Origin of the sequence: Vibrio sp. 1S139, assembly GCF_041439475.1 — a bacterium.
Classification (GTDB): domain Bacteria; phylum Pseudomonadota; class Gammaproteobacteria; order Enterobacterales; family Vibrionaceae; genus Vibrio; species Vibrio crassostreae_C.
On record NZ_JBGOOD010000089.1, the window covers coordinates 1 to 12,481 of the forward strand.

The 12,481-nt window shown below is 45.1% G+C and carries 8 protein-coding genes; all 8 read right to left on the bottom strand.

All coding sequences use genetic code 11. The features are described from left to right. Nucleotides 1-178 precede the first annotated feature (178 nt). Complete coding sequence (gene rpoC / locus ACED46_RS20090) at nucleotides 179-4,381, bottom strand: DNA-directed RNA polymerase subunit beta' (RefSeq protein WP_017060527.1); 4,203 nt, start codon at nucleotides 4,379-4,381, stop codon at nucleotides 179-181. A 92-nt stretch (nucleotides 4,382-4,473) separates the two neighbouring features. Next, nucleotides 4,474-8,499 (bottom strand): DNA-directed RNA polymerase subunit beta, encoded by a 4,026-nt coding sequence (rpoB, locus tag ACED46_RS20095; RefSeq protein ID WP_371722276.1) that lies wholly within the window; start codon nucleotides 8,497-8,499, stop codon nucleotides 4,474-4,476. A 235-nt stretch (nucleotides 8,500-8,734) separates the two neighbouring features. After that, complete coding sequence (gene rplL, locus ACED46_RS20100) at nucleotides 8,735-9,103, bottom strand: 50S ribosomal protein L7/L12 (RefSeq protein ID WP_017060525.1); 369 nt, start codon at nucleotides 9,101-9,103, stop codon at nucleotides 8,735-8,737. Between the two features lie 57 nt (nucleotides 9,104-9,160). Continuing rightward, complete coding sequence (gene rplJ, locus ACED46_RS20105) at nucleotides 9,161-9,655, bottom strand: 50S ribosomal protein L10 (RefSeq protein WP_017060524.1); 495 nt, start codon at nucleotides 9,653-9,655, stop codon at nucleotides 9,161-9,163. Nucleotides 9,656-9,905: 250 nt separating this feature from the next. Next, nucleotides 9,906-10,610, bottom strand: a complete 705-nt coding sequence (gene rplA, locus ACED46_RS20110; protein WP_017063651.1) for a 50S ribosomal protein L1 — start codon at nucleotides 10,608-10,610, stop codon at nucleotides 9,906-9,908. A 4-nt stretch (nucleotides 10,611-10,614) separates the two neighbouring features. Further along, nucleotides 10,615-11,043: a 50S ribosomal protein L11 gene (rplK, locus tag ACED46_RS20115; protein ID WP_010435555.1), complete on the bottom strand. Its 429-nt coding sequence runs from the start codon at nucleotides 11,041-11,043 to the stop codon at nucleotides 10,615-10,617. A gap of 213 nt (nucleotides 11,044-11,256) precedes the next feature. After that, complete coding sequence (gene nusG / locus ACED46_RS20120; RefSeq protein ID WP_010435556.1) at nucleotides 11,257-11,805, bottom strand: transcription termination/antitermination protein NusG; 549 nt, start codon at nucleotides 11,803-11,805, stop codon at nucleotides 11,257-11,259. Nucleotides 11,806-11,818: 13 nt separating this feature from the next. After that, nucleotides 11,819-12,196 carry a preprotein translocase subunit SecE gene (gene secE, locus ACED46_RS20125; RefSeq protein WP_010435558.1) on the bottom strand — a complete coding sequence of 126 codons (378 nt, stop codon included), beginning with the start codon at nucleotides 12,194-12,196 and terminating at the stop codon, nucleotides 11,819-11,821. Nucleotides 12,197-12,481: the final 285 nt, after the last annotated feature.

The following is a 12,481-nucleotide window of genomic DNA, read 5'->3' on the forward strand; positions in this document are numbered from 1 at the left end:
TGGCGGTATCTGTGTTGAGGCTTGAAAGTCAATGAGTCGATTTAAAGACGCTTACACCTCACCAGCTAGATAAGCACACCTATCACTTTATAAGTCATAGCTAAATACCAATACGCCAGATACAAAAAAGGCACCCGAAGGTGCCTTTTTCTTATCTCTTAGAGACTACTCGTAGAGCTTACTCTTCTGAAGAGAAACCAGCGTTTAGAAGTGCTGCTAAATTGTCAGTAGCTTGTTCAGCTGAAGGACCTTCTTGCTCTTCTTCACGTTGTTTTTGACGCTCTTGGTGGTATGCGAAACCAGTACCAGCTGGGATCAGACGACCAACAATTACGTTCTCTTTCAGGCCGCGAAGGTCATCACGCTTACCAGAAACCGCAGCTTCTGTTAGTACGCGAGTCGTTTCTTGGAACGATGCAGCTGAGATGAATGACTCAGTTGCAAGAGATGCTTTAGTAATACCTAGTAGATCACGTTCGAAACGTACTAGTTCTTTACCTTCAGCTTCTAGCTTACGGTTAGCAATCTTAACATTGTGGTACTCAACTTGTTCGCCAGGTAGGAACGGAGAGTCACCAGAATGAGTGATTGTACACTTACGTAGCATTTGACGAACGATAGTCTCGATGTGCTTATCGTTAATCTTTACGCCTTGTAAGCGGTAAACTTCTTGAACTTCGTTCGCGATGTACTGAGTTACTGCGTGGATACCACGTAGACGCAGGATATCGTGTGGAGTTTCAGGACCGTCGGCGATTACATCACCACGTTCAATCTTCTCACCTTCGAACACGTTCAATTGACGATGCTTAGGAATCATCTCTTCGTAAGCGTCACCGCCTTCACGAGTGATTACTAGACGACGCTTACCTTTCGTTTCTTTACCGAAAGACACAGTACCTGTGTGCTCAGCAAGGATCGCAGGCTCTTTAGGCTTACGAGCTTCGAATAGGTCAGCTACGCGTGGTAGACCACCGGTGATATCTTTGTTTCCGCTCGATTTTTGAGGGATACGAGATAGTGTGTCACCGATGCCAACTTCAGCGCCATCTTCGATGTTTACAATCGCTTTGCCAGGTAGGAAGTAGTGAGCTGGCATATCAGTACCAGGGATCATTACGTCGTTACCTTGCTCATCAACAAGTTTGATAGCTGGACGCATATCTTTACCTGCTGCTGGGCGAGCTGCTGCGTCTGTAACTTCACTTGAAGAAAGACCCGTTAGATCGTCAGTTTGACGAGAAACTGTAATACCATCGATCATATCTACGAATTGGATACGACCTGCCACTTCAGTGATGATTGGCATGGTATGCGCTTCCCAGTTAGCTACAACTTCACCAGCAGTAACTGCTGCGTTGTCGCCTTTGGTTAGCATCGAACCGTAAGGAAGTTTGTGCTTCTCTTTAGTACGGCCGAATTCATCAATAATCGTCATCTCAGATGCACGAGAAGTGATAACCAGTTTCTTATCTTTGTTAACTACGAACTTAGCATTGTGAAGTTTCACAGTACCAGTTGTCTTAGCTTGGATGCTGTTCTCTGCTGCTGCAGTAGATGCCGCACCACCGATGTGGAACGTACGCATCGTTAGCTGTGTACCCGGTTCACCGATAGATTGTGCAGCGATAACACCAACTGCTTCACCTTGGTTCACTAGGTGACCACGTGCTAGGTCACGACCGTAACACTGTGCACAACAACCGAAGTCTGCATCACAGGTAACAACAGAGCGCACTTTCATGCTATCTACTGAGTTGTCTTCCATGATTTGACACCACTTCTCATCAATCAGAGTATTACGTGGAATCAGTACATCTTCAGTACCAGGCTTAAGAACGTCTTCAGCTACTACACGACCTAGAGCAAGCTCAGAAAGTGCAACTTTAACGTCACCACCTTCGATGTGAGGCATCATGTCGATACCTTCATGCGTGCCACAGTCATGTTCGTGTACTACAACGTCTTGAGCAACGTCTACTAGACGACGAGTTAGGTAACCCGAGTTTGCTGTTTTCAGTGCTGTATCCGCAAGACCCTTACGAGCACCGTGCGTTGAGATAAAGTACTGAAGGACGTTTAGACCTTCTTTAAAGTTCGCTGTGATCGGCGTTTCGATGATTGAACCATCTGGACGCGCCATCAGACCACGCATACCTGCTAGCTGACGAATCTGAGCTGCAGAACCACGTGCGCCCGAGTCGGCCATCATGTAGATGCTGTTGAACGATTCTTGCTGTTCTTCTTCGCCGTCACGGTTGATAACTGTTTCAGAAGATAGGTTATCCATCATTGCTTTCGCAACGCGGTCATTCGTAGATGCCCAGATATCGATAACTTTGTTGTAACGCTCACCCGCAGTAACAAGACCAGATTGGAATTGCTCTTGGATTTCGCGAACTTCTTCTTCAGCAGATTCAATTTCATCGTATTTCGCTTGAGGTACAACCATATCGTCGATACCTACAGAAACACCAGAAAGTGCAGCGTATGCAAAACCTGCGTACATGATTTGGTCAGCAAATACTACTGTATCTTTTAGACCAAGCTTACGGTAACACTCGTTAAGAAGAGTAGAGATCTGCTTCTTACCTAACTTTTGGTTAACGATGCTGTACGGTAGGCCAGCTGGAACGATTTGCCATAGCATTGCACGGCCGACAGTTGTATCAACCATCTTCGTTTCAGTAGTGCTGTTACCATCTTCGTCTACTACAGTTTCGGTGATACGTACTTTAACGCGAGCGTGTAGCTCAGCAGTCTTAGTACGGTATGCCTTTTCAGCCTCAGCAGGGCCAGCAAGGTACATACCTTCGCCTTTCACGTTGATCTTGTCACGTGTCATGTAGTAAAGACCCAATACAACGTCCTGAGAAGGTACGATGATCGGATCACCTGACGCTGGCGACAGAATGTTATTCGTCGACATCATCAGTGTACGTGCTTCAAGCTGTGCTTCTAGAGTTAGAGGCACGTGTACCGCCATTTGGTCACCATCGAAGTCGGCGTTGTATGCCGCACACACTAGTGGGTGAAGCTGAATCGCTTTACCTTCGATTAGTACTGGTTCAAACGCTTGGATACCTAGACGGTGAAGTGTAGGTGCACGGTTAAGCAGTACTGGGTGTTCGCGGATTACTTCGTCCAGGATATCCCAAACGATAGCTTCTTCGCGCTCTACCATCTTCTTAGCAGCTTTGATTGTCGTAGCCATGCCACGAGTTTCTAGCTTGCTGTAGATGAACGGCTTAAATAGCTCAAGTGCCATCTTCTTAGGAAGACCACACTGATGTAGACGAAGGTATGGACCTACTGTGATTACAGAACGGCCAGAGTAGTCTACACGTTTACCTAGAAGGTTCTGACGGAAACGACCTTGTTTACCCTTGATCATATCAGCAAGAGATTTCAGAGGACGCTTGTTAGAACCAGTGATAGCACGACCACGACGACCGTTATCTAGAAGTGCATCAACAGACTCTTGCAGCATACGCTTTTCGTTACGTACGATGATGTCCGGAGCAGCTAGCTCTAGAAGGCGCTTCAAACGGTTGTTACGGTTGATCACACGACGGTAAAGGTCGTTCAGATCTGAAGTCGCAAAACGACCGCCATCTAGTGGTACTAGAGGACGTAGATCTGGCGGCAGAACCGGAAGTACAGTCAGAATCATCCATTGCGGATCGTTACCCGATGCAATGAACGCTTCAACTAGCTTCAGGCGCTTAGTAACTTTTTTACGCTTAGTTTCTGAGTTAGTCGTTTCTAACTCTTCGCGCATTTCTTCCACTTCTTGATGAAGGTCCATTGTTGCAAGCAGATCTTTGATCGCTTCAGCACCCATCTTAGCAGTAAATTCGTCACCCCACTCTTCTAGACGATCCAGATACTCTTCTTCAGTAAGCATCTGAGATTTTTCTAGATCAGTCATACCTGGTTCAGTTACTACGTACATCTCGAAGTAAAGAACACGTTCGATATCACGTAGAGGGATATCCATTAGTAGACCGATACGAGACGGCAGTGATTTTAGGAACCAGATGTGAGCAACTGGTGAAGCTAGCTCGATGTGGCCCATGCGGTCACGACGAACTTTAGTTTGTGTAACTTCAACGCCACACTTCTCACAGATAACACCACGGTGCTTCAGGCGCTTGTATTTGCCACAAAGACATTCGTAGTCTTTAACTGGACCAAAAATACGTGCACAGAACAGACCATCACGTTCAGGTTTGAACGTACGATAGTTAATTGTTTCCGGCTTTTTAACTTCACCAAAAGACCATGAACGGATCATGTCTGGTGAAGATAGACCGATTTTGATTGCATCAAATTCTTCGGTCTTATGCTGTGCTTTTAGAAAGTTTAATAAGTCTTTCACATTCAGCTCCTGTAAGGAGTTAAAGGAGCTCACTGCTGTAGCAAGCTCCCTTTTACCAAATAATCCTATCTTCTTTTAAAAAGAAGGAGGGATTACTCTTCGTCTTCTAGCTCGATGTTGATACCTAGCGAGCGAATCTCTTTCAACAGTACGTTGAACGACTCAGGCATACCAGGTTCCATGCTATGGTTACCGTCTACGATGTTCTTATACATCTTAGTACGGCCGTTAACGTCATCTGACTTAACTGTTAGCATTTCTTGTAGAGTATATGCAGCACCGTATGCTTCTAGTGCCCATACTTCCATCTCACCGAAACGCTGACCACCGAACTGAGCTTTACCACCAAGTGGTTGCTGAGTTACTAGGCTGTAAGAACCAGTTGAACGAGCATGCATCTTGTCATCAACCAAGTGGTTCAGTTTCAGCATGTACATGTAACCAACAGTTACAGGACGCTCAAACGAATCACCAGTACGACCATCAAACAGTTTAAGCTGACCAGATTCTGGCAGATCACCCAGTTTAAGTAGTTCTTTGATTAGAGACTCAGAAGCACCGTCGAACACAGGAGTAGCAATCGGTAGACCGCCACGTAGGTTCTTGATCAGTGTACGAACTTGATCATCAGACAGTTCAGCAATATCAACTTTCTGACGAGTATCACCAAGATCGTAAACCTTCTGTAGGAACTCACGGAACTTATGCAGTTCTTGTTGTTCCTTAACCATTTGGTTGATCTTGTCACCGATACCTTTCGCAGCCAAACCTAAGTGAACTTCTAGGATCTGACCGATGTTCATACGCGATGGTACACCCAGCGGGTTAAGTACGATGTCTACAGGCTGACCTTTCTCATCGTATGGCATGTCTTCAACAGGGTTAATCTTAGAGATTACACCTTTGTTACCGTGACGACCGGCCATCTTATCACCAGGCTGGATACGACGTTTAACCGCTAGGTAAACTTTAACAATCTTAAGAACGCCAGGCGCTAGATCATCACCTTGAGTGATTTTACGACGCTTAGTTTCAAACTTCTTATCGAAGTCTGCTTTTAGCTCATCCCACTGCTCAGCAAGTTGCTCAAGCTGTGTTTGTAGCGCATCGTCTTCTAGAACTTGCTCTAGCCATTGCTTACGACCGATAGTATCAAGCTTAGCTTCAGAGTAACCACCAGACAGAAGTACAGCTTTAACACGGTTAAGAAGGCCACCCTCAAGAATTTGGAACTCTTCAGTTAGGTCTTTCTTAGCTTCTTTAAGCTGCATCTGTTCGATTTCAAGTGCACGCTTGTCTTTCTCTACGCCATCGCGAGTGAAGACTTGTACATCGATGATAGTACCCGAAACAGAGTTTGGTACACGTAGAGAAGTATCTTTAACATCAGATGCTTTCTCACCGAAGATAGCACGTAGCAGCTTCTCTTCAGGAGTCAGTTGAGTTTCACCTTTAGGGGTTACTTTACCAACTAGGATGTCGCCACCCTTAACTTCAGCACCAATGTAAACGATACCTGACTCGTCTAGTTTAGACAGAGCAGACTCACCTACGTTTGGAATATCAGCTGTGATCTCTTCAGAACCCAGCTTAGTATCACGAGCCACACAAGATAGTTCTTGGATGTGGATTGTCGTGAAACGGTCTTCTTGAACTACGCGCTCAGATACTAAGATCGAGTCTTCGAAGTTGTAACCGTTCCAAGGCATGAATGCGATACGCATGTTTTGGCCAAGAGCTAGTTCACCAAGGTCTGTTGAAGGACCATCAGCAAGAACATCGCCACGTGCAACTGGTTCACCAGGAAGTACAGTTGGACGTTGGTTAATACATGTGTTTTGGTTCGAACGCGTGTACTTAGTTAGGTTGTAGATATCGATACCAGCTTCGCCAGGTACCAATTCATCTTCGTTAACCTTAACTACGATACGAGAAGCGTCTACAGACTGAACTTGACCACCACGTTTAGCAACCGCTGTAACACCAGAGTCAACTGCGATGTTACGTTCGATACCAGTACCTACTAGAGGCTTATCAGCCTTAAGTGTTGGTACAGCTTGACGTTGCATGTTGGCACCCATCAATGCACGGTTCGCATCATCGTGTTCTAGGAACGGGATAAGCGAAGCAGCGATAGATACTACTTGGTTTGTCGCAACGTCCATGTAGTCAACGTGATCGCGTGGGTGAAGACCAGATTCACCTTTTTGACGAGCTGTGATTAGCTCATCTGCAAACGTACCTTCTTCAGTAAGAATGGTGTTTGCTTGCGCGATTACGAATTGACCTTCCTGGATTGCAGACAGGTAATCAACTTCTTCTGTTACTACACCATCTACTACACGACGGTACGGAGTTTCTAGGAAACCGTAATCGTTACAACGTGCAAACGCAGATAGTGAGTTAATTAGACCGATGTTTGGACCTTCAGGCGTTTCGATCGGACATAGACGACCGTAGTGAGTTACGTGAACGTCACGTACTTCGAAGCCTGCGCGCTCACGAGTAAGACCACCAGGACCTAAAGCAGAGATACGACGTTTGTGCGTAACTTCTGACAATGGGTTGTTTTGGTCCATGAACTGTGAAAGCTGTGAAGAGCCAAAGAATTCTTTAACTGCAGCAGAGATCGGCTTAGCGTTGATAAGATCTTGAGGCATGATTGCATCAAGGTCACCAAGGCTTAGGCGCTCTTTAACGGCACGTTCTACACGAACTAGACCAACACGGAATTGGTTTTCTGCCATTTCACCTACAGAACGGATACGACGGTTGCCAAGGTGGTCGATATCGTCCACTTCACCAATACCGTTACGGATACCAATCAGTTTCTTCATCACTTCGATGATGTCTGATTCATCCAGAGTACCGCGCTCTTCTTCTTCACGCTCGATAGAGCTGTTGAACTTCATACGGCCTACAGTTGATAGGTCGTAACGTTCTTCAGAGAAGAATAGGCTTTCGAATAGAGACTCTGCAGCTTCTTTCGTTGGTGGCTCGCCAGGACGCATCATGCGGTAGATTTCTACCAATGCAGAGATGCGATCTACTGTGCTATCTGCACGTAGAGTGTCTGACATGAATGGACCGTGATCTAGGTCATTCGTGAACAGAGTTTGTAGAGACTTGTGACCTGCTTGAGACAGGTTAGCAAGTGCTTCTAGGCTAATCTCTTGGTTCGCGCCAACGATGATCTCGCCAGTTGCTTCATTGATGTAATCTTTAGATGCAACTTTACCAACGATGTACTCTACTGGTACTTCGATGTGCTCAACGCCATCTTTTTCAAGTTGACGGATATGACGAGCAGTAACACGACGACCAGTCTCAACGTAAGTTTTTCCGTTTGCTTCGATGTCGAATGACGCAGTTTCACCACGTAGACGATCAGGAACCAACTCCATAAGAAGAGTTTGGTCTTTAACTTCGAAGTTCACCTTGTCGAAGAACAGATCTAGGATCTCTTCAGTCGATTTACCAAGTGCACGAAGAATAATCGATGCTGGTAGCTTACGACGACGGTCGATACGTACGAATAAGTTATCCTTAGGATCGAACTCAAAGTCTAACCATGAGCCACGGTAAGGAATTACACGTGCGTTATAAAGAACTTTACCTGATGAGTGGGTCTTACCCTTATCACTGTCGAAGAACACGCCTGGGCTTCGGTGCAGCTGGGATACGATAACCCTCTCGGTACCATTAATTACGAAAGTACCATTGTCTGTCATAAGCGGAATTTCGCCCATGTAGACTTCTTGTTCTTTAATGTCTTTTACAGTACCTGCTGGTGCATCTCGATCAAAGATAACTAGACGTAGTTTTACGCGTAGTGGCTTTGAGTAAGTAACACCGCGGATTTGACATTCTTTAACGTCAAAAACTGGCTCACCAAGACGGTAGCTAACGTATTGCAGCTCAGAATTGCCGTTGTAGCTCTGAATTGGAAATACAGAACGGAAAGCAGCTTCAAGACCGTATTGACCTTCTGGATCCTGTTCGATGAATTTGTCGAAAGAATCAAGCTGGATCGATAACAGGTATGGAATGTCCAAAACTTGTGGACGAGTACCAAAATCCTTACGGATGCGCTTTTTCTCGGTATAAGAGTAAACCATGGGGTTCCTCAGCTCGCTGATAAGTGACCCAAACCACCCAAAACACTCTTCAGAGGGGGTGGTGACAAACAGCTGTTTAGTGGTAGTGAACAATCATTTCGAAAAAATGACTGTTTTTTTGCTCGGATTATGACGGTTAAACAGCGGAAATTTCGTCATAGCCCTACAGCGCAAAAAGGCCGGTGGTTAATAAACCACCAGCCATTAGCCTTGCGGCTATGAAATTAAGTAATAATTACTTGATTTCAACAGAAGCGCCAGCTTCTTCTAGCTGTGCTTTAAGAGCTTCAGCTTCAGCTTTGTCAACGCCTTCTTTAAGCGCTGCAGGAGCTGAGTCTACAAGACCTTTAGCTTCTTTAAGACCTAGGCCAGTTGCGCCACGTACAGCTTTGATAACTTGTACTTTGTTAGCGCCAGCAGCAGTTAGGATAACGTCGAATTCAGTTTGCTCAGCAGCAGCGTCGCCGCCAGCTGCGCCACCAGCTACAACTGCAGCTGCAGCTGAAACGCCGAATTTCTCTTCCATAGCTTCGATAAGCTCAACAACTTGCATTACAGACATTTCTGCAACTGCGTCTAGGATTTGCTCGTTAGTAATAGACATAACAATTCTCTTTTAAGTCAACAATAAGTTTAATTTGCAACCAGCGAAAAGCAAGGCTTAAGCCGCTGCTTCTTCTTTTTGGTCACGTAGTGCAGCGATAGTACGAACCAGCTTGCCAGCAGAAGCTTCTTTCATGCACATCATTAGGCGTGCGATAGCTTCGTCGTAAGTTGGTAGTGTCGCTAGTACTTCAGCATCAGTAACTGCGCCTTCAAATGCAGCAGCTTTGATCTCGAAATCTTTGTTCTCTTTAGCGAAGTCTTTGAAAAGACGCGCTGCAGCACCTGGGTGCTCGTTAGAGAACGCGATCAGAGTTGGACCAGTGAAAGTGTCTACTAGACACTCGTAGTCTGTACCCTGAACCGCACGGCGTGCTAGTGTGTTACGAACAACTTTCATGTAAACACCCGCTTCGCGAGCTTGTTTACGTAGAGAAGTCATTGCGCCAACTTCAACGCCACGAGAATCAGCTACAACTGCAGAAAGTGCACCACTGGCAGCTTCGTTGACTTCAGCAACAATTGCTTTTTTGTCTTGAAGATTTAAAGCCATTTGGATTAACCTCTGGTTGTGATTACAGCACCCAATACAAAATGTATTGAGCGTTTACGATGTTATTTAAAAATGAATAAATCCACTTCAAACCACAACATCGCCTACGTAGGTTTTATTAAGCTATCAATAATCTAATGAAAATCGACAGCGCCTACGGTCTTGGGATAGATGATTTCAAATTGCTTTAAAACCACCCAACCACAAATATTAGGCGCAGAAGTATACACTAAATCTGCGCCTAAGCAAATTAGTTTGCTTGAGTATCAAGACTAGCTTGATCAACAGCAACACCAGCACCCATCGTAGTAGAGATGCTTACTTTCTTCAGGTAAGAACCCTTAGCTGAAGAAGGCTTAGCTTTCTTAAGAGCAACTAGAAGTGCTTCTAGGTTCTCTTGAAGCTGGTTAGCTTCGAAAGATGCTTTACCGATAGTAGTGTGGATGATGCCGTTCTTGTCGTTACGGTAACGAACCTGACCAGCTTTAGCGTTCTTAACCGCTTCAGCAACGTTAGGAGTTACAGTACCAACTTTAGGGTTTGGCATAAGGCCGCGTGGACCTAGGATTGTACCTAGTTGACCAACAACACGCATTGCATCTGGAGAAGCAACAACTACGTCGAAGTTCATTTCGCCTTTTTTCACTTGCTCAGCAAGATCTTCCATACCAACGATATCTGCGCCAGCAGCTTTAGCAGCTTCTGCGTTTGCACCTTGAGTGAAAACAGCAACGCGGATGTCACGGCCAGTACCGTGAGGTAGCACTGTTGCGCCACGAACGTTTTGGTCAGATTTACGAGCATCGATGCCTAGGTTAACAGCAACATCTACAGACTCAACGAATTTAGCAGTCGCTAGTTCTTTAAGAAGAGCAACAGCTTCGCTGATTTCGTATTCTTTAGTTGAGTCAACTTTGTCGCGGATTACGCGCATACGCTTAGTAAGTTTAGCCATGATCTTATCCCTCTACCACTAGGCCCATTGAACGAGCAGTACCAGCAATAGAACGTTTCATTGCTTCGATGTCAGCACCAGTCATATCAGCAGCTTTAGTTTCTGCGATTTCCTGAACTTGAGCGTCAGTAACAGTACCAACTTTCTCAGTGTTTGGACGACCTGAACCAGACTTAACGCCAGCAGCTTTCTTAAGAAGAACAGCAGCAGGTGGAGTCTTAGTTACGAACGTGAAAGAACGGTCGTTGTAAACAGTAATAACTACTGGAGTAGGTAGACCTTTCTCAACAGATTCTGTTTTTGCGTTGAACGCTTTACAGAATTCCATGATGTTCACGCCGTGTTGACCTAGAGCAGGACCAACCGGTGGACTTGGGTTTGCCATACCAGCTGCAACTTGCAGTTTGATATAAGCTTCAACTTTCTTAGCCATGATATTTCCTAATATTTTGGGTACATGCGCTAGCCGCAAGGCGAGCTCCCCATAAATTCAATTAACTCTTTTTCACTTCCACAGAAGCAAAAAGGCGCGAAATTATAATCATAATTCGTGCCTTTAACAACCCTAAAAAGGTGATTTTTTATACTCTTTTATTTTGAACAACTTATGAAGTATTTATCCACAGCTTGTTCAAAACTTAGAGTTTTAGTCCAGTTTTTCAACCTGACCAAATTCAAGCTCAACCGGTGTTGCACGACCAAAGATCGATACAGATACCTTAATGCGGCTTTTCTCGTAATCTACTTCTTCAACAGTACCGTTGAAGTCAGCAAATGGACCATCGTTCACACGAACCACTTCACCCGCTTCGAACATTGTCTTAGGACGTGGAGACTCGCTCGCTTTCTCTAGACGGTTCAAGATAGCATCAGCTTCTTTATCAGTGATTGGTGCAGGACGATCAGAGGTACCACCAATGAAGCCCATAACACGCGGAATGCTGCGTACTAAGTGCCATGATTCATCATTCATGATCATTTGAACTAATACGTAGCCAGGGAAGAATTTACGTTCACTTTTACGGCGTTGGCCTGCACGCATTTCCACTACTTCTTCAGTAGGTACTAGCACATCGCCAAATAGTTCTTCCATGTTGTGCATTTTAATATGCTCGCGTAGCGACTGTGCAACACGACCTTCAAAGCCAGAAAAGGCTTGAACTACATACCAACGTTTTTTTGGAGCTTCACTCATGAATCAGAACCCTCTACACCCCAGTTGCTAGAGAAACTAGACGGACCATAATGCCGTCAATTCCCCAAAGCACTAGAGACATAACAATACATACAGCTAAAACGATCAATGTAGTTTGCATAGTTTCTTGGCGAGTAGGCCAAACAACTTTACGAATCTCCATACGAGATTCTTTTGCAAAATCGATCGCAGCTTTACCTTTAGTTGTTGTTGCTGCAACGCCTAGTGCGGCAGCAATCAGCACAACTACACCTGCAGCGCGAATTACAACAGACAATTCACCATACAGGTAATTACCCACAACAGCAGCAGCCAACAGAACAAAAGCGACAATCCACTTCATTGTATCTGCTGCACCTGAGCTATCAGGAGTTTCAGCGTTTGCTTTCATAAAACCAACCTGTGATAAGTCTTAAATATAGACGACAATAACCCCGCTGTTGCAGGGCACACTCCTTTGCGTTGCAAAACAACACATCTAACAGTCATTTTAGTCAAAAAGACCGTTTAATTCTTTGCTAAGAGCAAAAATCGATGTCAAAACATCCAACTCTTTTTTTAGCGCAGAAAAAGGGCATCAAATGATGCCCTTTTTACTAGTGGTTCGTCAAATCTTATGCAAAGATTTTAGCTACAACACCAGCACCAACTGTACGGCCACCTTCGCGGATTGCGA

Coding starts and splice junctions, on each gene's coding strand:
- rpoB (WP_371722276.1), bottom strand. CDS start 8,499: ATGGTTTACTCTTATACCGAGAAAAAGCGCATCCGTAAGGATTTTGGT.
- rplL (WP_017060525.1), bottom strand. CDS start 9,103: ATGTCTATTACTAACGAGCAAATCCTAGACGCAGTTGCAGAAATGTCT.
- rplJ (WP_017060524.1), bottom strand. CDS start 9,655: ATGGCTTTAAATCTTCAAGACAAAAAAGCAATTGTTGCTGAAGTCAAC.
- rplA (WP_017063651.1), bottom strand. CDS start 10,610: ATGGCTAAACTTACTAAGCGTATGCGCGTAATCCGCGACAAAGTTGAC.
- rplK (WP_010435555.1), bottom strand. CDS start 11,043: ATGGCTAAGAAAGTTGAAGCTTATATCAAACTGCAAGTTGCAGCTGGT.
- nusG (WP_010435556.1), bottom strand. CDS start 11,805: ATGAGTGAAGCTCCAAAAAAACGTTGGTATGTAGTTCAAGCCTTTTCT.
- secE (WP_010435558.1), bottom strand. CDS start 12,196: ATGAAAGCAAACGCTGAAACTCCTGATAGCTCAGGTGCAGCAGATACA.